Source organism: Pararhizobium antarcticum, from assembly GCF_001885585.1.
Classification (GTDB): Bacteria; Pseudomonadota; Alphaproteobacteria; order Rhizobiales; family Rhizobiaceae; genus Pararhizobium; species Pararhizobium antarcticum.
In genome coordinates this window covers 1-22,704 of record NZ_LSRP01000002.1, presented here as the reverse complement: position 1 = coordinate 22,704, position 22,704 = coordinate 1, and the positions used below count along the sequence as shown (strand labels likewise).

The following is a 22,704-nucleotide window of genomic DNA, read 5'->3' as shown; positions in this document are numbered from 1 at the left end:
CCGCCGGATTTGACACAGACGACGCGCGGTCTGATGATCGCTGCACAGGGAGAAATCACAATGACCGACGTTTTCATTTACGACCATGTGCGCACACCGCGCGGCCGCGGCAAGAAGGATGGCGCGCTGCATGAAGTGCCGACACCGCGGCTGGCCGCCAAGGTGCTCGAAGCGCTCCGCGACCGCAACGGGCTCGACACATCTCTGGTCGACGACATCATCATGGGCTGCGTCGATCCGGTCATGGAAGCCGGCGCCGTCATCCCCAAGGCCGCCGCCTTCGAGGCCGGCTATTCCAATCGTGCACCCGGCATGCAGATCTCGCGCTTCTGCGCCTCCGGTCTCGATGCCGTCAATTTTGCGGCCGGCAAGATCGCGCAGGGTGCCGACGACATCGTCATCGCCGGCGGCGTCGAATCCATGTCGCGCGTCGGCATGGGCATGTCCGGTGGCGCCTGGTACATGGATCCGTCGGTCAACTTCCCCGGCTATTTCATGCCGCAGGGCGTTTCGGCCGACCTGATCGCCACGAAATACGGCTTCTCCCGCGATGACGTCGATGCCTATGCCGTCGAGAGCCAGAAGCGTGCCGGCCATTCCTGGGACAATGGCTGGTTCGACAGGTCGGTCATTCCGGTCAAGGACCAGAACGGCATCGTCATTCTCGCCAAAGACGAACACATGCGCCCGACGACGACGATGCAGTCGCTCGCCGCGCTCAACCCATCCTTCCAGATGCCCGGCGAGATGGGCGGCTTCGAGGCCGTCGGCATCCAGGCGCATCCGGAAATCGAGAAGATCACCTATGTCCACCATGCCGGCAACTCGTCCGGCATCGTCGATGGTTCGGCGGCCGTGCTGGTCGGCTCGAAGGCCGGCGGCGAGACAATGGGCCTGAAACCGCGCGCCCGCATCCGGCATTTTGCCAATATCGGCTCGGACCCGGCGCTGATGCTGACAGGCCCGGTCGACGTCACCGAAAAACTCCTGAAGCGTTCCGGCATGACGATTGCCGATATCGACCTGTTCGAACTCAACGAGGCCTTCGCGGCCGTCGTGCTGCGCTACATGCAGGCCTTTGATATCTCCCACGACACCATGAATGTCGCGGGCGGCGCGATTGCCATGGGCCATCCGCTCGGTGCCACCGGCGCGATGATCCTCGGCACCGTGCTCGACGAACTGGAACGCCGCGATCTCAATACCGCACTGGTGACGCTCTGCATCGGCGCCGGCATGGGTACGGCCACGATCATCGAGCGCGTGTAGTCCTTTGATCCTCCGTCATGGTCGGGCTTGACCCGACCATCCAAGGCACCGCGGCATGGATCCTCGGATCAGGCCAGAGGAGGACGGAGAGCGGGACACGCGAATAGTCGGAACGAATTTCAGGGAGAGACCCCATCATGACCTACACCAATTTCACCATCGACACCGACACCGACGGCCTGGCGCTTGTCACCTGGGACATGCCCGACAAGTCGATGAACGTGTTCACGGCGCATGTGCTTGAAGAACTGAACGCGATCATCGACGCCGTCGTTGCCGATGCCGCGATCAAGGGCGTCGTCTTCACCTCCGGCAAATCGACCTTTTCCGGCGGCGCAGACCTGTCGATGATCAAGGGCATGTTCACCTTCCAGGCGGAAGAGAAAAAGAAGAACCCCGATACGGCCACCGAAAAGCTGTTTGCGCTGTGCGGCCAGATGAACGGCATCTTCCGCAAGCTCGAAACCTGCGGCAAGCCGTGGGTCTCGGCGATCAACGGCACCTGCATGGGCGGCGCGTTTGAGTTGTCGCTGGCCTGCCACGGCCGTGTTGCCTCCAACGTCAAGTCGGTCAAGATCGCGCTGCCGGAAGTCAAGGTCGGGATCTTCCCGGGCGCCGGCGGCACGCAGCGCGTGCCGCGCCTGACGAACGCGCAGGACGCCCTGCAGATGATGACCACCGGCTCCTCGCTCACCCCGCAGCGCGCCAAGGCCATGGGCCTCGTGCACGAACTGGCAGACCCGGACAAGCTGATCGACGCTGCCAAGACCATGTTGAAAAACGGCCTTAAACCCGTCCAGCCCTGGGATGAAAAAGGCTTCAAGGTGCCCGGCGGCGGCATCTGGACACCGGCAGCAGCCCAGCTCTGGCCAGCCGCTTCCGGCATCCTGCGCCGCGAGACCTTCGGCAATTATCCGGGCGCGCTTGCCATCGTCAAATGCGTCTATGAAGGCCTGCAGGTGCCGTTCGACACCGGCCTGAAGATCGAGCAACGGTACTTCACGCAGATCCTGCAGACCACCGAGGCCTTCTCGATGATCCGCTCGCTGTTCGTCTCGATGCAGGAGCTCGGCAAGGGCGCCCGCCGCCCGGCCGGCATTGCGAAGTCGAAATTCGCAAAGATCGGCGTCGTCGGCGCTGGCTTCATGGGTGCCTCGATCGCCTATGTGACGGCCGCCGCCGGCATTCCCGTCACTCTTGTTGATCGCGACATGGACGCCGCCACCAAGGGCAAGGCGCATTCCGAGGGTCTGGTAAAGGACAGTGTCGGCAAGGGACGCATGACGCCGGAACAGGGCGAGGCCCTGCTCGCGCTGATCACCCCGTCTGCCGACTACAATGACCTCTCGGACGTCAAGCTGGTCGTCGAGGCCGTGTTCGAGGATCGCCAGGTCAAGAAGGACGTCATCGAAAAGGTCGAGGCCGTCCTGGCCGACGACGCAATCTTTGCCTCCAACACCTCAACCCTGCCGATCACCGGTCTTGCGAAAAACTCCAAGCGCCCGGCGCAGTTCATCGGCATTCACTTCTTCTCGCCGGTCGAGAAGATGATGCTGACCGAAGTCATCATGGGCAAGGAAACCGGCGATGCGGCACTGGCCACAGCGCTCGATTTCGTCGCGGCCATCAAGAAGACGCCGATCGTCGTCAACGACACGCGCGGCTTCTATGTCAACCGCTGCGTCTTCCGCTATATCCACGAAGCCTATGACATGCTGATCGAAGGCGTGCCGGCGGCGATGATCGAGAATGCCGCCAAGATGGCCGGCATGCCGGTCGGACCGCTGTCGCTCAACGATGAGGTGGCGATCGATCTGTCCCAGAAGATCCTGAAGGCCTCGATTGCCGATCTGGGCGAAGCTTCCGTCGATCCGCAGCACATGACGCTGATCAACAAGCTGGTCGATGATCTCGACCGCCGCGGCCGCAAGAACGGCAAGGGCTTTTACGACTATCCGGCCAAGCCCGCCAAGAAGTCACTCTGGCCGGGCCTCAAGGACCTCTTCCCGCAGAAGCCGGCCGACGCGTTCGACGTCACCGTGCTGAAACAGCGCTTCCTCGCGACGATTGCGCTCGAAGCCGCCCGCACCATGGAAGAGGGCATCGTCACCGACCCGCGCGAAGCCGACGTCGGCTCCATCCTCGGCTTCGGCTTCGCCCCCTATACCGGCGGCACGCTGAGCTATATCGACGGCATGGGCGTCAAGGCGTTCGTGGCGCTGTGCGAAAAGCTGGCGGCCAGCTACGGCGACCACTTCCAGCCGACGGCGCTGCTGCAGGATATGGCAGCGAAGGGCGAGACGTTTTACGGGCGGTTTGATCCGTATGCGGCAAGGGAGGCGGCTTGAGGATTTTCGATATCGTATGACGACAAAACAGGCCCTTCGGGGCCTGTTCCGTTGGTCCGGATCGACGGGTTGCGCGCCATCCGCCGTCATTCCGGTGCTCGTCACAGGAATCCAGAGCGCCGCGTCTACGGCGCGAAAGACGTCGTCCTCTCCACGAACAAAAAAGCCCCCTCACCGCGCAGACGCGCGGTGGCTGGATGCCCGTGACAGGCGCAGGCATGACGGGTGGATGTGACAGCGAAGGCTAAAAACAAACTCTGGTGAGAGAGGCGCAGGCGATTTGTCAACCAGCCCCGTCGCAAGCCTCCACCCAAGCCAGCCCCCTCTTGCCAGCCGCCCTGCTATCCCGCACCTTTCCACCATGAAAGGCTATGTCTACATTCTCGCCTCGAAGCGCAACGGCACGCTTTATACGGGCGTGACCAGCGATCTGCCGGGCCGACTGTTCGAACATCAGAACGAATTGACGCCGGGCTTTACCAGCCGTTATGGCGTCAAGACGCTGGTGTGGTTCGAGGAATATGATCTGGTGACGACGGCGATCACGCGCGAGAAGACCATCAAGAAATGGCCGCGCCAGTGGAAGCTCAATCTGATCGAGGCGATGAACCCGGACTGGGACGATATCGCGCATTATCTGCATGGGTTATGACGGCGCGCGGGCGTACGGCGCGGCACACACTGCGCACGCTTCTCGCAGGTGCCTCACACTCGAATCTATCGGTCGGGGCACACCCTCTCCTCCGTCATTCCTGTGCTTGTCACAGGAATCCAGTGCGCCGCGTCTGCGGCGCGAAAGACGTCTTCCTCTCCGCGAACATAAAAGCCCCTCACCGCGTGGACACGCGGTGGCTGGATTCCTGTGACAAGCACAGGAATGACGGAGGCTATGGGACGATTGAGGCCAAGCAATCGGTTCTGAGTACCGGACAAAGCGCCCACATGCCCATCGCTGCAAGAAATGAGCACGGCCGCGACCCTAACTCTCCCCATCCGCCCCTTTGTCCTCCCTTGCAGCCGGCGATGACAGCGCAAACAACCCCGACGCAATGATCAGCCCGGCCCCGGCAATCGTTGTCAGATGCGGGATCTCGCCAAAAAACAAAAAACCCCAGAGCGGCGCCCAGAGCATGCCTGTGTATTCGAAGGAGGCGACGACGCTGGCTTTGGCGATGCGGTAGGCATTGGTGAGCAGCGTCATGGCGACAGCCGCTATGACGCCGCAGGCGGCGATCAGCAGGAAATCGTGCGTGTTGGGCCAGACCCAAGGGCGGACCAGGAATTCGATCGACTTGTGGCTGGCCTCATGGATGCCGGTGGCGTGGAAGAAGCCGGCCATGACCAGCGCGCCGATGAGATAGACGCCGTTCTGGTAGAAGGACATGACCGAGGCCGAGACGTCGTTGCCCATCCTGCGGGCCATCAGCATGGCGAGCGCATAGGTCGCCGCCGAAAACAGCGAGAGCAGAGCCGCCGGCTCGAACAGCCCGGCGCCCGGCCGCAGCATGACCATGACGCCGACGAAGCCGATGCCGACGGCGGTGATCCGCCGCCAGCCGATCGTCTCCCCGAGAAAAGGAGCGGCCAGCACCAGCATGAACAGCGGCACGGTGAAATAAAGCGCCACGGCGTCGGCCAGAGGCAGCGCCGGAAAAGCCATGTAATAGCTGGTATAGGCGACCAGAAGTAGAAGCGCCCGCCCGGCCAGCGGCCAGACATTGCGGGCGAAGATCGAGCCCAGGCCGGTGTCGACATGGACCAGCGCCAGCAGAAGAGGGATGGCGACGACACCGCGGGTGGCGACGACCTGGGTCAGCGGATAGCTGCCCGAAACCGCCTTGATGATGGCGTCCTGCACGGAAAAGATCAGGATGCCGAGGCAGAGATAGGCAATCCCCAGTGCGGTGCGATTCTGCAAGACAGCCTCCCATACTCCAAAGGCGATCCTGCCCTGAATCGCAGTGGGGATGCGCGTCGTTTCGCGACATGGCTGGTGCAGGCTTGCGGGAACCGGTCCTGCTTCAGCCGGATTGCTGTGCCGCTCACTCCACGGGCAGGGCGTTTTCACCGAATATCGGATCGACACCGTCCTCTTCCGGGATGACGGGGCGTGTGTCGCGCGGATCGGGGCCGGAAAATCCGCGACCGGCTCTGGCCGCGGCAAGGGCTTTTTCCGCCAGCGGCGATCCGTCCGGCAGGCTCGCCCAGCCATTGTCGACAAGCCAGAGTGCCGGGTCGAGGCCGGCGACGGTGCAGGTGGCCGTCGCGGTGCCCGTCCAGCCGCCCTCCGGCATGGTGCAGACGAGGGCGCGAGCCCGCAGAAAATTGCGAAACGCCGTGCGCGCAACCATGCCGCAGGGCCACGACGTGCCGCCGTGGTCGCAGATCCGTGCGGCATCCTGCGGGAGAAGCCCCTGAAGCTGCAGCAGGCGGTCGCCAAAACGGATCAGCCCGGCGGCGACGGCAACCGGCTGGCGCAGGACCGTCGTTACGGGCTTCACAACCTTCACTTCAGGCGCGGACAGCGGCGTGCGCGGCTCGATCCGCTCCAGCGGCGCAGATGTCACCGCCTCCGGCAAGCCGAATTCCAGCGGCGCGATGCTGCGCACCGCAGGCGCCGCCTCGTCAAAGGGTGCAATGCCGGCATCCTCGTTGGCGTCGATCTCCGACGCGCCATCGAGATCCGTGATCTCAGGCGTTTCCAGAACGAAATCGGCGCTGTCGGCGCTGTCCCGCCCCTTGATCACCGCCGAACCGGCCGACAACAGCGCAATCGTCAGCGCAATACCGGCGCAGCCGCCAGCGAGCGTCAGGAAAGCGCGCTTCATCAGGAAACATATCCTATGGCCGATCCTATGACTGGCTTTATGGCTGCGGGGGTGCCCATGCGCGTCTCGTTACTGGCTGGCCCAGATAATCCGGGCGATCCATTCGACATCGCTGACATCGAAGGCTCGGTTTGCATGCTCGGGATTGAGCGACAGCAGCTCGATGCTGCGCACCGTCTGGCGCACCAGTATCTTGGCCATGACCTCGCCCTCCTTGGTCTTGACGACCACGCGGTCGCCGCGGCGGATCTGCGCGCCCGGTTCGACGATCAGCACGTCGCCGTCTCGATAGAGCGGCAGCATGCTGTCGCCCTGGATCTCCAGCGCATAGACGCCGGCCTTGGTGCCAGGAGCCGCCGGAAAATCGACCACATCCCAGCCCTGGCCGGCCGGAAAGCCACCATCGTCGAAAAAGCCCCCGGCCCCCGCCTGGGCAAAGCCGAGCAATGGTATCGAGCCGGCCTGCGGCGGAAAGGCCCCCTCCGGAAAATGCCCGTCGCGACCGTCGGGGCGCAGGAAATCCATGAACTGGGTGATCGTCGAGCCTGTCGCATCCAGCACCTTGGCGATGGATTCGGTCGATGGCCAGCGCTCGCGCCCGTCCACGGACTGCCGCTTGGACTTGTTGAACGAGGTCGGGTCGAGGCCTGCCCTTCGGGCAAGGCCGGACGGAGACAGTTGATGACGCTCGGCGAGCGCATCGATGGCTCCCCAAATGCTGTCATGTGAAAACATCGTTGCCATCCTGAGGGCAGAGCAGGCGCAAGGCGGCGCCCCTTTCAATGCGCGGGAGATTACAGCCATGCCGGGCGCGAGTAAAGCCGGAGAGGAAAATAATCCTGATGCCGGTGCGGGTTTCTGCGCGCGCAAGATTGAAATGCCGAGACCGCGATCTATACTTGTGCAGACCGGAACAGGCCGGCAGCGGAGCGCAGTCTTGTCTTCCATCCTCAGATCCGAAGCCCTGCTGCTGGTGGCACTTTTCGCCGGTATTCTCGGCTATCTCGCCGAGCACAGCCTGCTCGAGGGCGGGCAGGTGATGGCGCTTGGCGGCGCCGTCCTCCTGGTCGGCGCGATCGTGCTCGCCTCGATGCGGGTTGCCCATCACGCCGAACTGCTGGCGGCCAGGGTCGGCGATCCCTATGGCACGATGATCCTGACCTCGTCGGCAGTGCTGGTCGAGGTCATCATCCTGGCCATCCTGATGAGCAAGGACGTGTCGCCGACACTGGTGCGCGACACGATCTATTCGGCCGTGATGATCGATATCAACGGCATTCTCGGCCTCGCCGCCCTACTGGGCGGCCTCAAGCATGGCGAGCAGTCCTACAATGACGATTCCAGCCGCAGCTACAGCGTGATGATCCTGACCGCGATGGGCATTTCCATGGTCGTTCCGGAGTTCATTCCGGCCGCGAAATGGCATTTCTATTCCGCTTTCACCATCATCGCCATGGTCACGCTCTATGCAGTCTTCCTGCGCATGCAGGTCGGTGCCCACAGCTATTTCTTCAGCTATACCTATCCGAGGGCCGTGCCGAAAACCGATGCGCCGCCCGCGTCCAGCAAGCCTGCCCCCGGCTCGATCGCAGAGCCTGTCCTCGGCTCGATCATCATCCTCATCATCGGCGTCATCATCATCGGCGTGCTGGCGGAGGTCATGTCCGTGCTTCTGACGGCCGGGCTGAAGGGCACCGGCGCGCCGCCGGTCCTTGCGGCCATCGTGGTTGCGGCGATTTCGGCCTCGCCGGAAATTATGACGGCGCTCCGGGCCGCCCTTGCCAATCGCATGCAGGCGGTCGTCAACATCGCGCTCGGGGCCTCGCTGTCGACGGTGATCCTCACCGTTCCCGTCATGGAAGCGATCGCGCTTTACACCGGCCAGCCCTTCGTCATGGCGATGACGCCGGTGCAGACGGTCATGGTGGCGATCACGCTGATCGTGGCTGCGATCAACCTCAATGACGGCGAGACCAATGCGATCGAGGGCATGACGCATTTCGTCCTGTTCGCCACCTTCATCATGCTGTCCATGCTCGGCCTCTGACCAGGGACCGGAGACGCGCCTGCAGGGCGTGAGCACGCCCATTTTTCGCGACAGCCGCCCGTCGCCTGCCCCCTTTCGCGCCGCGTCGCGCCGGGCTATCAGGATGGCCTGTCCGCATCATCGGACAGCACCTCCTGGAGCATCTCCGTTGAACCCCTCCGTCCTGTCCGGCATCCTGCTGACGATCTTTGCCTATTTCCTGTTCACGCTTCAGGATGCCTCGGTCAAATGGCTGGTGGTCGGCCTGCCGGTCTTCCAGATCCTGTTTGTCCGCAGCGTCACGATCTTTGCCGTGTGTCTTGCCGTCGGCCGCGGCGCGGTGCTGCGCAAGGCCATCGTCTCGCCGGTGCTGAAGGCCATGTTCGTCCGCAACCTGCTGCTGCTCGCGGCCTGGCTTTCCTATTATACGGCGGCACGTGACCTGGGGCTCGCGGAACTGACGACGCTCTATTACGCCTCGCCGATCCTGATCACCCTGCTCGCCGTGCCGATCCTCAAGGAGCAGGTGCCGCCGCTGCGCTGGGTCGCCGTTCTCGTCGGCTTCATCGGCGTGCTGGTGGCCTGTGATCCGCTCGGGGCCGGCATGACGCTCAACACTCCCGTGCTTCTGGCCCTGCAGGCCGCCGTGTTCTGGGCGATCGGCACCGTACTCCTGCGCAAGACGGCCCTGCAGGAAACGACACTGGTGCAGATGACGCTGTCGAGCGGCTTCTTCATCCTGTTCACCTGCGTGCCGATGGCGATCTACTGGGTGCGGCCTGGCCTTGCCGATCTGGAACTGATGGCCGCGACCGGGATTGTCGCCGGCATTGCCCAATATGCGCTGTTCGAGGGCATGCGCCGCGCACCGGTATCGGTTCTGGCGCCGTTCGAATATTCCTCGCTGGTCTGGGCATTCCTGCTGGGGTTCGCAATCTGGGGCGATATTCCCGGCGTGCAGGTGTTTGCCGGCGCGGCGCTGATCATTTCCGCCGGCATCATCATCATCGCCGGCGAGCGTTTCTCCCACAGATTGCGGCCGCGCTGACGCAATTGCGCTGCCGGCCGTCTACCGACAGGATTCATCGTCCTGTCATCCTCCCTTCATGGCCCTGTCACTCCTGCGGTCTATCGCCATCGGACCGGTCACGCACCGTGATCGAGACCATGGAGCACGGTCATGCGCTTTGCAGCCCCGATCTTTGCGGCACTTGTTCTTGCCGCCGTTGCCGTCAACGGCATCGCCGCCGAGACCACCCGCAGCAGCCAGATTCTCGGCCGGCTCCAGGATGCCAACCAATGGCGCAATCATATCATGGTGGTGGCGCACCGGGCCGGCTGGAAGGAAAACGGCCACATCCGCATGGCGGAGAATTCGCTGGCCTCGATCCGCTATGCCATCGGGCTTGGCGCCGAAATCGTCGAGATGGATATCCGCAAGACGGCCGACGGGCAGTTGATCGTTTTGCATGACAGCTGGCTCGACCGGACCACGACCTGCAAGGGTGAAGTCGACAGGCGCCGCTTCGACGCGTTGCAGGACTGCCGTCTCGTCGTCGAGGGCACGGGCGAGATCACCGAAGAGCCGATCCCGACGCTGAAACAGGCGCTGGCCACGGCACGCGGCCGCATCCTCGTCAATATCGACAACAAGCTGGGGCCGGACGCGCTTGCGCAGATTGCAGCGGAAGCGCGGGCGCTCGGCATGACCGATGGTATCCTGATCAAGGAAAACGTCTGGAACACAAAACGGATCGACGACACGAGGGCAATGCTTGCCAGCGTCGGTGCGGATGTGCCCTTCATGCCGATCCTGGCCGACGACGCCGTGCACGATGCCCGCTTCATGGCGCAGGCGACGCGGGCGTTTTCGGCCTTTGCCGCCGAACTCGTCACCTGGCACCAGACCGGTGCGCCGCTGACGGACCGCGGCGGCCCGCTGTTCAGTGCCAAGGCAAGGGCCGCAGCGATTGCCGGCAACTGGCATCTTTGGGTCAACACCTATCCGATCGTCAACCGGCCCGGCGCCATGCTCGCCGGCGGACGCGGCGATGAACTGGCGGTCTTCGGGGGACAGCCCGAGGAGGTCTATGGGTTCTGGGCCGATCGCGGCGCGACCATCATCCAGACCGACGAGCCGAAGCTCGTGATCGAATGGCTGGAGGCCAACGGCTACCGGGTCCCCTACGACCTGACGAACTGAGGCTTATTGACTGCGATCTGCCGTTCCATTGAAGGCACTGTTCACGGTTGAGCCCGGCAAATCGCCTCCCTGCCCTTCAATTGTCCGGATCGGATCTCTATATGGGGGCTTCGGGTCCGTTGGGCCCCTTGGGAGAAGATTGAGAGGATCGGGTTTTGATGCAGCGTTTCGGACGGTTTCTTGCACTTGCGGCGGTGGGTTTGACGGTGATGCTCACCGTTGTCGATGTGGCGGAGGCACGCCGCTCAGGCAGCGGCTTCGGCAGTCGCGGCACGCGCACCTTCCAGGCACCGGCTGTCACCCGCACGGCGCCGAACACGGCGACCCCGATTGACCGGACGATGACACAGCAGCCGCAGGGCACGCAAGCAACGGGCCAGCAGGGTCTTGGCCAGGCCGCGCGTCCCGGCGCGCAGAGCCGCGGCATGTTCGGCGGCTTCGCCGGCTCGATGCTGGGTGGCCTCGCGCTCGGCGGACTGATCGGCATGATGATGGGCACCGGCATGGGTGGCGGCCTGGGTTTCCTTGGCCTGTTGTTGCAGATTGCGCTGATCGGCGGCGCGGTGATGCTCGCCATGCGCTTCTTCGGTCGCGGCCGGCAGACGGCAGCCGCCGGTTATGCGCCGCGCAACGCGTCCGGTCCTGCCGGCGGAGCAGCCTCACCGCTGGCCGGCTTCGGCCAGGGTTTCGGCGCACAGGCCAACCGCGAGGCCAGTGGCCCCGGCTTCAGCATTCCGCGCATTGGCGGCGGCAGCCGCCCGGAGCCGGTTCGCCAAGCGAGCGACGCGACCGATGAAATCGGTGTCGGCGCTGATGATCTCGATACGTTCGAAACCCTCCTGAAAAAGGTCCAAGCTGCCTATGCCGCCGAGGACTATGCGACGCTGCGCGCACTGACGACGCCGGAAGCCATGTCCTATCTGGCCGAGGAACTGAGCGACAACGCCACGCGTGGCCTCAAAAACGAGGTCCGCGACGTCCATCTCGTGCAGGGCGATGTCTCGGAAGCCTGGCGCGAAGCCGATGCCGAATACGCAACCGTTGCGATGCGCTATGAGAGCATCGACGTGGTGCGCGAGCGTGCCACCGGCCGTGTCGTCGAAGGCGATCCGGATCAACCGTCGGAAACGGTCGAGCTCTGGACATTCCTGCGCAAGAACGGCGCCGAATGGCAGGTCTCCGCTATCCAGGGCGCCGCAGCCTGAACGGTTCGACCTCTGTTGCAATCATCATTCACAGGAGCCCGGTGCAGCCGCTGCATCGGGCTTTTTGTTGCCGAATTGACGGTCTGACGGGCCGGACTGAAAAGTGAGCCGCAGCCCTTGCAAGCAAGCCACCGAGACCGTACCTGCATCATCGCAGAAGCAAACAGGCCCGGAACACCCATGCTCGACACACTCAGCCATCATGAAGCCCTCGTCTATGTCATGGTCATGATGTCGGCCGTCGACACGGCCATGAGCGAAGAGGAACTCGAGCGGATCGGCGCGCTTAGCCGGGTCCTTCCCGTCTTCGAGGATTTCGACGACGAACGGTTGATGGACATCGCCAGCGATTGTGCAGCACAGCTTTCCGGCCCGGAGGGTCTCGACATCGTGCTGGAGGTCATCCGCGAGGCGCTTCCGGAACGGCTCTACGACACCGCCTATGCGCTGGCGGTGGAACTGGCCGCGGCCGATCTTGCCATTCGCAGCGAGGAAATCCGCCTGCTGCAGATGTTGCGCGACCGCCTCGGCCTCGACAAGCTGACCTGCGCGGCAATCGAGCGCGGGGCCATTGCGCGCTTCCGCCGATAGGCCGCCAACAGACCAAAGACAGCCGCCAGCGGATAAGCTCAGAAGATCCCGTTGGGAAAATACCGCAGATAGATTTCATTGAGCCTGCCGTTGCGCGACAGTGCAAGAAGCGCATGGTCGATCGCCTGCGTCAGAACCGGATCCTCCTTGCGGTTCATGATCGACAGGCCCTCGCCGAGAAACCGTTGCGAGAAATAGGCACCGTCGAGAAGCGCACAGCAACCGGCCGCGTCCCCTCCCGAGACCCAGAACGACAGCTGCATTCCGTCGGAAAACACCGCAGGGATGGCCCCTGTCTGCAGTTGCGCCAGCATATCGGCGCGTGTTGGGAAGGCCCTCGCCTGAATGTCCGGGAAAAATGCTTTCAGCATCGCCTCATGCGTCGTGCCCGCAACCACCCCCACGGGCTTCCCCGAAAGCGCCTCCACCGCCGCGGCGCGCCCCGGCACGCGAACATTGGCGACGAACCGGGCCGGCAGTGTCATGAAGACGCGGGAGAAAGCAAAACGCTGCCGCATTTCCGGAGTGATCGCAATGCCGGCCACCACGGCCTCGCCCTGCCCCTCTGCGAGCGCCGACTGCAATTCGCTGAACGTGACAGCCTGGATTTCGCATGTCTTCTCGATAGCGAGAAGACGACAGATTTCCCTGACAAGATCGACATGATAGCCGGCCAGTTTACCGGATTGATCGATAAAGTTGAACGGTGGAAAATCGACCGTGGTCAGGAACCGCAACCTTGCAAGCCCGGTAAGATCGGGCTTTGCAATGCGTTCGCGACTATCGAACAGGGTGGGCATCTCACGCAAAACACCGTCTGCCGCATGGACAAAACCACCGGAAACCACAACCAAAAACACGTTTAACGCGAATAACCCGTAAAATTTTAGGGATGAATACACTGCACGTCTCATTATGATCGATCGCGGGGACAGGTGCGGGGCATTGCTGCGAGGCAATGGGTTCATGGATGCGCTTCGGAGACTATCCGGACATTTCCGGGATGGCTACTGGAAATGCCCAACCGGAGGCCGTGATCGCCACGCCACCGCCTGAGCCTCTTTCGCTGGCTTTGAGCCCGGAATTGCTACGCCAGGGCCGCGATCTTTTGCGCATGGGCATCGGCAAGCCGCTGATCGCCCGGATGATGCTAGCGGCGCAGGCCCATGGTACCTCTGTCGAGGCCGAATTGCTTGCCTCCGGCGATATTGACGAGTGCCTGTATTTCGAGGCCCTGGCGGAGATGCTCGGCGTCACCTTCCTGCGGGATCTCGATGCGGCGCGCATTCTCGACATTGCCGGGCTGGACAGCCAGATCATCCGCCCGGAAACCTTGCGCCTGCACCATCCTTCCCGCCCCCCGATCACCGTGATCGTGCCGCGTCTCGATCGATTGGCGCAAACCCTTGCAACGCTCGAGCGCGTGCCGGCCCTGAAAACCAGCATCGTCGTTTCCCCGGCATCCGAGGTGCGGCGTGCTGCGTGGCAGGCAGGGCGCTTGCGTCGCGTCTCCGAGACCTGCGGCGCGCTGTTCGAGACGAGCCCGCTGCACAGCGCCCGCATAACATTCTGGGGACGGCAGGGTTTTTACACCGGCGTTCTCTTTTGCGGGCTGCTCGTATCGGCCGTGACGCTGCCGCTGGTCACCATGCTTCTGGTGCACATTGTCCTGACATTGTTTTATCTGGCCAATTTTCTGGTGCGGTTGTGGGCATTGTTCGTCGCTTTCCGCCAGGAAAAACACGCGATCCGGCCCGCAGCCCCGCCCGTTGACGTCACAGCCAGCCTGCCCGTCTATTCGGTGCTGGTCGCGCTCTATAGGGAAAGAGGCGTCGCAGAGCAGCTTGTCCGGGCACTCGACAGTCTCGACTGGCCGCGATCGCGCCTCGATATCAAGCTCGTCTGCGAGGAGGATGATACCGAAACGATCGCTGTGCTGGAGACGATGCGGCTTGCCCCGGAATATGAAATCGTCCGTGTGCCCCTGCGTCTGCCGCGGACCAAGCCGAAAGCGCTATCCTATGCGCTGCCCGGTTGCCGCGGCGCGCTCCTTGCTGTCTATGATGCGGAGGATCGCCCCGATCCCGGCCAGTTGCGCGAGGCGCATGCCGCCTTCCTGACGGCACCGGACCATGTCATCTGCCTGCAGGCACCGCTAATGATCACCAATGCCAGGCAGTCCTGGCTGAGCGCGCTGTTTGCGCTCGAATATGCCGGCCTGTTTCGTGGCCTGCTGCCGATGCTCGCCCTCTCGGACCTGCCTTTGCCGCTGGGCGGGACATCCAATCATTTCAGGACCGCGCCGCTCAGAACCATCGGGGGCTGGGATCCCTACAACATGACCGAGGATGCGGACCTTGGCATGCGCCTGCATCGTCTGGGCTATCGCTCCCGCGTCATCACGAGGCCGACCTTCGAGGATGCGCCGGTGACGATCGGCGTCTGGCTTGGCCAGCGTACCCGCTGGTTCAAGGGGTGGCTTCAGACCTGGCTGGTCATGATGCGCGACCCCGCAAAGCTCGCGCGCGAGATGGGATGGGCCGGTTTTACGGTGTTCCAGATCCTGATCGCCGGCCTGCTTTTATCGTCGCTCGGCCATCCCGTCATCGTCGCCTTCCTCGGCTACCTGACCTGGACGATGCTGCAGGACAATGCCCATGGCGAAGGCGCGCTGGCCTTCTGGCTGTTCGTCACCGACATCGTCAATATCTTCGGAAGCTATGCCGTCTTCATCGCGCTCGGCCGCAACCGCATGAACAAGGAGGAGCGCAAGGCCGTGGGCTGGCGATGGGTTTTCGTGCCGCTCTACTGGCTGATCATGTCGGCCGCCGCCTGGAAAGCCGTCTTCGAACTGCGCAGCAAGCCCTTCGTCTGGAACAAGACGCCGCATGTCCCTGTCGTCGAGGGGGAAAGCTGAACGGAAGGATTGGAGCGGGTGAAGGGAATCGAACCCTCGTATTCAGCTTGGGAAGCTGCTGCTCTACCATTGAGCTACACCCGCGTCTGCGCGGACATTTCCACCAAGCGATCGCCGCTGTCAAGGCTCGCGCGCCGATCAAACATCGACAGGCGCACGTTGGACCGCATCACTCCGCGCGAAAATGCTTCGACAGCTTCAGGCCCTGCGCCTGGTAATTCGATCCAAGGCCGGAGCCGTAAAGCCCCTGCGGATGCTCCATCATGTGCTCGTAGACCAGGCGGCCGACGATCTGGCCGTGTTCGAGGATGAACGGCACCTCGTGGCTACGGACTTCGAGCACGGCGCGGCTGCCGGTGCCGCCCGAGGAGGCATGGCCGAAGCCCGGGTCGAAGAAGCCGGCATAATGCACCCGGAACTCCCCGACCAGCGGATCAAACGGCGTCATCTCGGCCGCGTAGAGCGGTGGCACATGCACGGCCTCACGCGATACGAGGATGTAGAATTCGTCCGGATCGAGGATCAGGTCATCATGGCCGCGGCTGTAGAGCGGCTCCCAGAAATCGAAAATGCCGTGTTCGGCCTTCTTGTCGACATCGACGACCGCGGTATGGTGCTTGCCACGATAGCCGATCAGGCCATCGGCGCCGGTGCCCTTGAGGTCGATCGACAGGGCGATGCCGGCTCCGGAGACGTTTGGCCGCTCGCTGGCGACCAGCACGTCGCTTTCATGCAGCGCCAGCACCTCGGTCTCGGTCAGGAGCGCCTGGCCGATGCGAAAGCGCACCTGCGACAGGCGCGAACCGCGCCGCACGATGATCGGGAAGGTGCGCGGGCTGATCTCCAGATAGAGCGGGCCACTATAGCCTGCTGGTATCTTGTCGAACTCCTGGGCATAATCGGTGATGACGCGGGTGAAGATGTCGAGACGGCCGGTCGAGCTTTTCGGATTGGCGGACGCCGACATGTCCTGCAGGAGATCGAGGCTTTCCATCAAAGGCACGATGTAAACGCAGCCGGTTTCCAGCACCGCCCCGTCGCTGAGGTCGATGACATGCAGCTTCCACCGGTCGAGCTTGTCGGCAACGCGGTGGTTGGGGCCGGGCATGAAGCTGGCGCGGACCCGAAAGGCGCGCGACCCGAGCCGAAGATCAAGGCTTGCCGGCTGGATCTGATCGATATCCAGCGGCGCTTCGCTGATCAGCCGGCCGGCATCGAAAAGTGCTGAAATGGCGCGATCGGCCAGAATGCCCGTTGCCCTCGTCATGTCCGTCTTCCTCTTTGCCGCAGGCGACACGTCATAGCCCTGCTTGTCCCCATGACATATCTTCTCTTCCGGGGGAATTGACGCAAGCGCGCTTGCGCAGTATTTGGAAGATTATCCCGTGGTGATTTGGCCGGTCGGCTTGCAGCCACGTTAAACAAATAGCTAAAAAGGCCGGGTCTTTGAACCGGCTTGCTTTTCGCGGCCGGTTTTTTGTTTTGAAAGTGACGATGATGAGCAAGAATTGGCGCCCGGCAACGCAGCTCGTTCATGGTGGCACGACCCGCTCTGCCCATGGCGAGACCTCCGAAGCAATCTTTCTGACCCAGGGTTTCGTTTATGACAGCTCGGAAGCGGCGGAAGCCCGTTTTAAGGGCGAGACCGAGGGCTTCATCTATGCCCGCTACGGCAGCCCGACCAACGACATGTTCGAAAAGCGCATGTGCATGCTGGAAGGCGCCGAGGATGCGCGCGCCACGGCATCCGGCATGGCGGCGGTTGCAGCCGCGATCCTCTGCCAGCTCAGGGCCGGAGACCACATCGTCGCCGCCCGCGCGCTGTTCGGTTCGTGCCGCTGGGTGGTCGAGACGCTGGCGCCGAAATACGGCATCGAATTCACGCTGATCGACGGGCGTTTTCTCGAAAACTGGGAAAAGGCGGTGAAGCCGAACACCAAGGTGTTCTTCCTCGAAAGCCCGACCAATCCGACCCTGGAAGTCGTCGACATCGAAGGCGTCGCCAAAATCGCCAATGCGGTCGGTGCCAAGCTGATCGTCGACAATGTCTTTGCGACGCCGCTTTTACAGAAGCCGCTGGAACTGGGCGCGCATATCGTCGTCTATTCCGCGACCAAGCATATCGACGGACAGGGGCGCTGCCTCGGAGGCGTGATCCTCTCCGACAAGGACTGGATTGCCGAACATCTGCACGACTATTTCCGCCACACCGGCCCGGCACTGTCGCCGTTCAATGCCTGGACGCTTCTCAAGGGCATCGAAACCCTGCCGCTGCGCGTGCGCCAGCAGAGCGAGAACGCCGCAACGATCGCCGATTTCCTGGCCGAGCAGAACACGGTCGCCAAGGTCATCTATCCCGGCCGCAAGGATCATCCGCAGGCCGACATCATCGCCCGCCAGATGACAGGCGGCTCGACACTCGTCTGCTTCGAAATGAAGGGTGGCAAGGAGGCTGCGTTCGCATTGCAGAATGCGCTTGAAATCATCAAGATTTCCAACAATCTCGGCGATAGCAAGAGCCTGATCACCCATCCGGCGACGACGACCCACAAGAACCTATCGGACGAGGCCCGCGCCGAACTCGGCATATCCCCCGGAACGGTGCGCCTGTCGGCCGGGATCGAGGACAGCCAGGATCTGGTCGACGACTTCGCCCGCGCCCTGAAGTCCGTCCAGGCCTGAACCTTCCAGCAGCGACATCCACAGAGCCGCCTGAACCGCATGGTCAGGCGGCTTTTCTTTGCCCGGACCGGTGCCATGCCTCGCAGAGCGCGTCACCTGTTGCAAATTGGCGCGCAATCAGGTCTGCAGGCACTGCCGTTATTCTTGACGAAACCATATTGCTGTAGAATACGTTTTCCAACGTGAACAAGGTATTGCATATGTATCGCGCGCTGACCCGCGACATCGAAGTGACTGTCGAGCCGTATTATCTGGAGGAGCAATCCGACCCGGATGACAGCCGCTATGTCTGGGGCTACAGGATCGTCATTTCCAACCATTCCGATATCTCGGTGCGGCTGGTGACACGCTACTGGAACATCACCGACGAGACGGGCCAGGTCGACGAGGTCAATGGTCCCGGCGTGATCGGCGAACAGCCGGTGCTCAATCCCGGCGACACTTACGAATATTCTTCAGGCTGCCCGCTCGACACGCCGTCCGGGGTGATGTTCGGCCATTACGGCATGGAAGCGGAAAGCGGGGAGAGGTTCGATGTCAACATCCCCGCCTTCTCGCTCGATGCACCCGGATTAAGCCGCGTGCTCAACTGATGCCCAGGCCCGCCTGTTACTGCGGGCGCACTTCCGTCGCTTCAAACGCGTAGCTCGTCGAACAGAACTCGCAATTCACCGTCACCACGCCATCGACAACCGTGTGGTCGATATCGTCCTGGCTCAGGCTGGCAAGAACGTCGCGGATCTTGTCGCGCGAGCAGGTGCAGCGGTCATAGACGGCCTGCGGCGGATAGACCCGAACGCCCCGCTCATGAAACAGCCTGTAGAGCAACCGTTCCGGCCCGACCATCGGGTCGGTCAGCTCATCGGCTGCAATCGTCTCGACCATCACCTTTGCTTCGCCCCAGAGGTCGTCGACCTCGACGAGATCCCGGTCGTCGCCGTCGCCCCCATGCAGGTCCGGCTGGCGCATGCGCTCCAGCGTTTCCGGCAGAAACTGGGCAACGACGCCGCCAGCCCGCCAGCGATGGCGCGGCTTGCCGTCCGCGTCGCGGTCGAGAAGCTCGGCGACGCTCAGGCGCACCTTGGTCGGGATCTGTTCCGACTGGCGGAAATAGACACCGGCGATCTCTTCCAGCGTCGCGCCGTCGAGCGGCACGATCCCCTGGTAGCGCTGCATGTCGGCACCCTGGTCGATGGTAAAGGCAAGGATGCCCTCGCCGAGCAGCTGCTGCGGCTCGGTTAGGCCCTGCTCTTCGGCGATCGCCAGCGCTTCCTCATTGAAGCGGGCATAGGCGCGCACCCTGTCGGGCGTCGAAAAATCGGCAACGACGAGATCGACCGGGCCATTGCTCTGCGTCTGAACGATGAGCTTGCCTTCGAATTTCAGCGAGGTGCCGAGAAGCACCGTCAAAACGACGGTTTCGGCAACGAGCCTTGCAACGGGTAGCGGATAGTTGTGGCGCTCGAGAATGGCGTCCAGCATCGGACCGAGTTGCACGGCACGACCGCGCACGTCGAGGCCTTCCACCTGGAAAGGCACGACATGATCATCGCCGGCATAATCGAACTGGCCAAGGCCCTGTACTGCTTCCACCATCACTCTGCTCCTTAACATCGGCACGCCCGGTGCGGCGAGCGCCTCAAAGGCGCCCGACGGGCGAACCCCGATGTCCATATTGATCCCTGCGTCTGCCCGTTTTGTCCAGACCAGACTGAAAAACGGCCCGATCGCCGACGGTTGCGGCACGGCGTCGGGGGCAGGATTGAAATCGCCGGTCGCCGGCACCAAGGCCTTTGCTCCGGCGCCGATCGCCGCAATCGCTTAGATCGTGCGTCAGACCGGTGATTTCAATGGCACATGCTCGATGCGCTCAAAGCGCCCCGAGACACCAGGCGAGAACCGATTTCTGGGCATGAAGACGGTTTTCGGCCTCGTCGAACACGACGGACTGCGGGCCGTCGATCACCTCGTCGGTGACCTCCTCGCCGCGATGCGCCGGCAGGCAGTGCATGAACAGCGCGTCTTTTGCTGCCTTCTGCATCAGCGCCGCATTGACCTGATAGGGCTGGAAGACATTGTGACCGCGGGCGCGATGCTCCTGGTTCATGGAGATCCAGGTGTCGGTCACGACACAATGCGCGCCGGCGACCGCCTGTTCGGCATCATGATAGAGCTTGATCTCGCCGCCATTGTTGCGGGCCCAGTTGAGGATCTTGTCATCCGGCTCGGAGCCGAGCGGAACGGCCATGTTCATCCGGTAGCCGAAGCGGGCCGAGCCTTCGATGAAGGAATGCAGCACATTGTTGCCGTCGCCGGTCCAGGCGATAGTCTTGTCCTTCACCGGGCCGCTGTGTTCCTCGAAGGTCATGATATCGGCCATGATCTGGCAGGGATGCGTGGTATCGGTCAGGCCGTTGATGACGGGAACCGTCGCATGTTCGGCAAGCTCGAGCAGGCGCGTATGGTCTGTGGTGCGGATCATGATGGCATCGACATAACGCGACAGCACCTTGGCGGTATCGCCGATGGTCTCGGCGCGGCCGAGCTGCATCTCGGTACCCGACAGGAAGAGCGTCTCGCCGCCGAGCTGGCGCATGCCGACGTCAAAGGAGACCCGGGTGCGGGTCGAGGGCTTCTCGAAGATCATGGCCAGCATCTTGCCCGCCAGTGGCTTTTCCGCCGTGCCCGCCTTGGTCGCCGTCTTGCGCGACTTGGCGTCGTCCATGATGACGCGCAGGTCCCCCGACGTCATCGCGGAGAGATCGAGAAAGTGTCTTGTACCAGCCATGTCCAAATCCTGTTATGCCTGCTTGACGCGAAACGCTCAGGCCGACGCCTTGTGTTTCACGCTCGTCAACTGTTCGGCCGCGCGCTCGATGCGGGCAAGCCCCTCGCGCGCTTCCGCAGCCGTGGTGGTCAGCGGCGGCAGCAGGCGGATGACGTTTTCTCCGGCGGGAACCGCCAGAAGCTTTTGCGCACGAATGGCCTTCAGGAGATCCGCCGACGGTACCTTCGCCTTGATGCCGAGCATCAGGCCCTCGCCGCGCACCTCCTCGATCACATCAGGGAAGCGATCCTGCAAGGATGCTATCCCTTGGCGGAAGACAAGCGCGACATCGCGCACATGCTCCAGGAAACCATCCTCGAGCACCACGTCGAGCACCGCATTGCCGACCGCCATGGCCAGCGGATTGCCGCCATAGGTCGAACCATGTGTGCCGGCGACCATGCCGACGGCAGCCTCCTGCGTCGCGAGGCAAGCGCCGAGCGGAAAGCCGCCGCCTATGCCCTTTGCGACCGCCATGATATCCGGCGCGATGCCCGTTGCCTCATAGGCAAAGAGCTTGCCCGTCCGACCGATGCCGGTCTGGACTTCGTCGAAGATCAACATCAGGCCGTGCTCGTCGCAAAGCGCGCGCAGCGCCTGCAGGAATTCCTTCGATGCCACCCGAATGCCGCCTTCACCCTGGATCGGCTCGATCAGGATGGCTGCGGTGTCCTCGTTGATTGCCGCCTTCAGGGCCGCGAGATCCTCGAACGGCACCTGGTCAAAGCCCGGCGCCTTGGGGCCGAAGCCCTCGAGATACTTTGCCTGGCCGCCGGCGGCGATGGTGGCCAGCGTGCGGCCATGGAAGGCGCCTTCGAAGGTGATGATGTGGAATTTTTCCGGCTGGCCCTTGGCGAAATGATAGCGACGCGCGGTCTTGATCGCGCATTCCAGAGCCTCGGCACCGGAGTTGGTGAAGAACACCTTGTCGGCAAAGGTCGCTGCCGTCATGCGGGCCGCAAGCTTTTCCTGCCCGGGAACCTCGTAGAGATTGGACAGGTGCCAGACTTTTTCGGCCTGTTCCTTCAAGGCGGAGACCAGATGCGGATGGGCATGGCCGAGCGAGTTGACGGCAACGCCGGCTGCGAAATCCAGATAGCGGGTGCCATCCTCCGCGATCAGCCAGACGCCTTCGCCGCGCTCGAAGCGAAGCGGTGCACGCGCATAGGTCTCAAACAGCGGCGTGACTTCGGCCATGGCGACATCTCCTTGCAATCATCGAGAAATCCAACCTCGACGACACTCTTCCTGGTGCCGGCATCCGGCTCTGACAATCAAAAATGCCGCCTTGCGGCGGCCTGCGCACTATCTTCATTCCGCACCGCAATGTCAACAAAAGCCCGGAGTTTCGGGCAATTCTCGACATACACGGCCCTGATGATTTTTTTCCCGATCGGGCTTGCAAAAATACAACGCCACGGCAGCAAGTTGGGGAAAACCCATAAATCGATTCGGCGTGATTCGCCGGACTCTTGTCACGGAGTCACCCGTTCACTAGGTTAATATTCAATTACTAGACGCATGCGGCGGACCTAGTCACCAAAAGTGTTATCGCGTTGCAGTTCCGGATTGCTCCGGAGCACGGTGGAGGATTCGTTCATCATCAACGCCGGGAACGGAGACAAAATCATGAACTGGACTGACGAGCGGGTCGAAAAACTCAAGAAGCTGTGGTCCGAGGGGTTGAGCGCGAGCCAGATCGCCGCACAGCTCGGCGGCGTCAGCCGCAACGCCGTCATCGGCAAGGTTCACAGGCTGAGCCTGCCCGGTCGCGCCAAGGCCGGCGGCACGGCAGCGGCGTCGCGCCC

Annotated in this window: 21 protein-coding genes, 1 tRNA gene and 1 riboswitch; of the genes, 13 read left to right on the top strand and 9 right to left on the bottom strand. The window is 62.8% G+C overall.

Features of this window, described 5'->3' with window-relative positions; translation table 11 throughout:
- The first annotated feature begins 60 nt into the window (after positions 1–60).
- The 3 genes from AX760_RS01410 (at position 61) to AX760_RS01400 (ending at position 4,269) form a co-directional block, all read left to right on the top strand.
- Entirely contained in the window at positions 61–1,269 is a 1,209-nt protein-coding gene (locus AX760_RS01410; RefSeq protein ID WP_071831140.1) for an acetyl-CoA C-acetyltransferase, read from the top strand.
- A 137-nt stretch (positions 1,270–1,406) separates the two neighbouring features.
- Complete coding sequence (locus tag AX760_RS01405; RefSeq protein WP_071831058.1) at positions 1,407–3,617, top strand: FAD-dependent oxidoreductase; 2,211 nt, start codon at positions 1,407–1,409, stop codon at positions 3,615–3,617.
- 361 nt (positions 3,618–3,978) lie between these two features.
- The gene (locus tag AX760_RS01400) at positions 3,979–4,269 is read left to right on the top strand and encodes a GIY-YIG nuclease family protein (protein WP_071831057.1); all 291 of its coding nucleotides are present in this window, start codon (positions 3,979–3,981) and stop codon (positions 4,267–4,269) included.
- Between the two features lie 327 nt (positions 4,270–4,596).
- Here AX760_RS01400 and AX760_RS01395 read toward each other — a convergent pair whose 3' ends face one another.
- From AX760_RS01395 to AX760_RS01385, 3 genes are all read right to left on the bottom strand, one after another.
- On the bottom strand, positions 4,597–5,535 hold the full coding sequence (locus tag AX760_RS01395) for a DMT family transporter (protein WP_071831056.1): 939 nt from the start codon (positions 5,533–5,535) through the stop codon (positions 4,597–4,599).
- A 124-nt stretch (positions 5,536–5,659) separates the two neighbouring features.
- Positions 5,660–6,445: a hypothetical protein gene (locus AX760_RS01390; protein ID WP_071831055.1), complete on the bottom strand. Its 786-nt coding sequence runs from the start codon at positions 6,443–6,445 to the stop codon at positions 5,660–5,662.
- Between the two features lie 69 nt (positions 6,446–6,514).
- Positions 6,515–7,180, bottom strand: a complete 666-nt coding sequence (locus AX760_RS01385) for a S24 family peptidase (RefSeq protein WP_071831139.1) — start codon at positions 7,178–7,180, stop codon at positions 6,515–6,517.
- 202 nt (positions 7,181–7,382) lie between these two features.
- Here AX760_RS01385 and AX760_RS01380 point away from each other — a divergent pair, with 202 nt between their 5' ends.
- From AX760_RS01380 to AX760_RS01360, 5 genes are all read left to right on the top strand, one after another.
- Positions 7,383–8,492, top strand: coding sequence for a calcium:cation antiporter (locus AX760_RS01380; protein WP_071831054.1), 1,110 nt, complete (start codon positions 7,383–7,385; stop codon positions 8,490–8,492).
- A 148-nt stretch (positions 8,493–8,640) separates the two neighbouring features.
- On the top strand, positions 8,641–9,519 hold the full coding sequence (locus AX760_RS01375; protein WP_087149134.1) for a DMT family transporter: 879 nt from the start codon (positions 8,641–8,643) through the stop codon (positions 9,517–9,519).
- A 132-nt stretch (positions 9,520–9,651) separates the two neighbouring features.
- On the top strand, positions 9,652–10,674 hold the full coding sequence (locus AX760_RS01370; protein WP_071831052.1) for a glycerophosphodiester phosphodiesterase family protein: 1,023 nt from the start codon (positions 9,652–9,654) through the stop codon (positions 10,672–10,674).
- A gap of 158 nt (positions 10,675–10,832) precedes the next feature.
- Entirely contained in the window at positions 10,833–11,879 is a 1,047-nt protein-coding gene (locus tag AX760_RS01365; RefSeq protein ID WP_071831051.1) for a Tim44 domain-containing protein, read from the top strand.
- Between the two features lie 180 nt (positions 11,880–12,059).
- Positions 12,060–12,470: a tellurite resistance TerB family protein gene (locus tag AX760_RS01360; protein WP_071831050.1), complete on the top strand. Its 411-nt coding sequence runs from the start codon at positions 12,060–12,062 to the stop codon at positions 12,468–12,470.
- Between the two features lie 38 nt (positions 12,471–12,508).
- Here the strand turns inward: AX760_RS01360 and AX760_RS01355 are convergent, their stop codons facing one another.
- A complete protein-coding gene (locus tag AX760_RS01355; RefSeq protein WP_071831138.1) occupies positions 12,509–13,384 on the bottom strand; it encodes a transporter substrate-binding domain-containing protein in 876 nt (291 codons plus the stop codon).
- An 89-nt stretch (positions 13,385–13,473) separates the two neighbouring features.
- Here AX760_RS01355 and AX760_RS01350 point away from each other — a divergent pair, with 89 nt between their 5' ends.
- Entirely contained in the window at positions 13,474–15,387 is a 1,914-nt protein-coding gene (locus AX760_RS01350) for a glycosyltransferase family 2 protein (protein ID WP_245294906.1), read from the top strand.
- 10 nt (positions 15,388–15,397) lie between these two features.
- On the opposite strand, the gene AX760_RS01345 is transcribed toward AX760_RS01350, so the two are convergent.
- Both AX760_RS01345 and AX760_RS01340 read right to left on the bottom strand, forming a co-directional pair.
- Positions 15,398–15,471 (bottom strand) — tRNA-Gly (locus tag AX760_RS01345).
- 85 nt (positions 15,472–15,556) lie between these two features.
- Positions 15,557–16,654 (bottom strand): 2'-deoxycytidine 5'-triphosphate deaminase, encoded by a 1,098-nt coding sequence (locus tag AX760_RS01340; RefSeq protein ID WP_071831048.1) that lies wholly within the window; start codon positions 16,652–16,654, stop codon positions 15,557–15,559.
- Positions 16,655–16,762: 108 nt separating this feature from the next.
- A riboswitch (SAM riboswitch) is annotated at positions 16,763–16,841 on the top strand.
- A gap of 43 nt (positions 16,842–16,884) precedes the next feature.
- Here AX760_RS01340 and AX760_RS01335 point away from each other — a divergent pair.
- Together AX760_RS01335 and apaG are read left to right on the top strand one after the other, a co-directional pair.
- Positions 16,885–18,069, top strand: coding sequence for an O-succinylhomoserine sulfhydrylase (locus tag AX760_RS01335; RefSeq protein ID WP_071831137.1), 1,185 nt, complete (start codon positions 16,885–16,887; stop codon positions 18,067–18,069).
- Positions 18,070–18,269: 200 nt separating this feature from the next.
- Complete coding sequence (gene apaG / locus AX760_RS01330) at positions 18,270–18,662, top strand: Co2+/Mg2+ efflux protein ApaG (protein WP_083531025.1); 393 nt, start codon at positions 18,270–18,272, stop codon at positions 18,660–18,662.
- Positions 18,663–18,678: 16 nt separating this feature from the next.
- Here apaG and AX760_RS01325 read toward each other — a convergent pair whose 3' ends face one another.
- Positions 18,679–19,665, bottom strand: coding sequence for an Hsp33 family molecular chaperone (locus AX760_RS01325; RefSeq protein ID WP_071831046.1), 987 nt, complete (start codon positions 19,663–19,665; stop codon positions 18,679–18,681).
- Between the two features lie 70 nt (positions 19,666–19,735).
- Here AX760_RS01325 and AX760_RS26975 point away from each other — a divergent pair, with 70 nt between their 5' ends.
- Positions 19,736–19,894 carry a hypothetical protein gene (locus tag AX760_RS26975; RefSeq protein WP_175551989.1) on the top strand — a complete coding sequence of 53 codons (159 nt, stop codon included), beginning with the start codon at positions 19,736–19,738 and terminating at the stop codon, positions 19,892–19,894.
- A 45-nt stretch (positions 19,895–19,939) separates the two neighbouring features.
- On the opposite strand, the gene argF is transcribed toward AX760_RS26975, so the two are convergent.
- Positions 19,940–20,857, bottom strand: a complete 918-nt coding sequence (gene argF / locus AX760_RS01320) for an ornithine carbamoyltransferase (RefSeq protein ID WP_071831045.1) — start codon at positions 20,855–20,857, stop codon at positions 19,940–19,942.
- Positions 20,858–20,893: 36 nt separating this feature from the next.
- Positions 20,894–22,093 (bottom strand): aspartate aminotransferase family protein, encoded by a 1,200-nt coding sequence (locus AX760_RS01315; protein ID WP_071831044.1) that lies wholly within the window; start codon positions 22,091–22,093, stop codon positions 20,894–20,896.
- Positions 22,094–22,525: 432 nt separating this feature from the next.
- Between AX760_RS01315 and AX760_RS01310 the strand changes: the two genes are divergently transcribed.
- The coding region (locus AX760_RS01310; protein WP_280950746.1) for a GcrA family cell cycle regulator at positions 22,526–22,704 on the top strand (179 nt) is incomplete at its 3' end.

Bases quoted from the DNA above. Each gene is read 5' to 3' on its own strand.
- AX760_RS01410 (WP_071831140.1), top strand. From the start codon at position 61: ATGACCGACGTTTTCATTTACGACCATGTGCGCACACCGCGCGGCCGC.
- AX760_RS01405 (WP_071831058.1), top strand. From the start codon at position 1,407: ATGACCTACACCAATTTCACCATCGACACCGACACCGACGGCCTGGCG.
- AX760_RS01400 (WP_071831057.1), top strand. From the start codon at position 3,979: ATGAAAGGCTATGTCTACATTCTCGCCTCGAAGCGCAACGGCACGCTT.
- AX760_RS01390 (WP_071831055.1), bottom strand. From the start codon at position 6,445: ATGAAGCGCGCTTTCCTGACGCTCGCTGGCGGCTGCGCCGGTATTGCG.
- AX760_RS01385 (WP_071831139.1), bottom strand. From the start codon at position 7,180: ATGTTTTCACATGACAGCATTTGGGGAGCCATCGATGCGCTCGCCGAG.
- AX760_RS01370 (WP_071831052.1), top strand. From the start codon at position 9,652: ATGCGCTTTGCAGCCCCGATCTTTGCGGCACTTGTTCTTGCCGCCGTT.
- AX760_RS01365 (WP_071831051.1), top strand. From the start codon at position 10,833: ATGCAGCGTTTCGGACGGTTTCTTGCACTTGCGGCGGTGGGTTTGACG.
- AX760_RS01360 (WP_071831050.1), top strand. From the start codon at position 12,060: ATGCTCGACACACTCAGCCATCATGAAGCCCTCGTCTATGTCATGGTC.
- AX760_RS01355 (WP_071831138.1), bottom strand. From the start codon at position 13,384: ATGAGACGTGCAGTGTATTCATCCCTAAAATTTTACGGGTTATTCGCG.
- AX760_RS01350 (WP_245294906.1), top strand. From the start codon at position 13,474: ATGGCTACTGGAAATGCCCAACCGGAGGCCGTGATCGCCACGCCACCG.
- AX760_RS01340 (WP_071831048.1), bottom strand. From the start codon at position 16,654: ATGACGAGGGCAACGGGCATTCTGGCCGATCGCGCCATTTCAGCACTT.
- AX760_RS01335 (WP_071831137.1), top strand. From the start codon at position 16,885: ATGAGCAAGAATTGGCGCCCGGCAACGCAGCTCGTTCATGGTGGCACG.
- apaG (WP_083531025.1), top strand. From the start codon at position 18,270: ATGTATCGCGCGCTGACCCGCGACATCGAAGTGACTGTCGAGCCGTAT.
- AX760_RS01325 (WP_071831046.1), bottom strand. From the start codon at position 19,665: ATGGTGGAAGCAGTACAGGGCCTTGGCCAGTTCGATTATGCCGGCGAT.
- AX760_RS26975 (WP_175551989.1), top strand. From the start codon at position 19,736: ATGTCCATATTGATCCCTGCGTCTGCCCGTTTTGTCCAGACCAGACTG.
- argF (WP_071831045.1), bottom strand. From the start codon at position 20,857: ATGGCTGGTACAAGACACTTTCTCGATCTCTCCGCGATGACGTCGGGG.
- AX760_RS01315 (WP_071831044.1), bottom strand. From the start codon at position 22,093: ATGGCCGAAGTCACGCCGCTGTTTGAGACCTATGCGCGTGCACCGCTT.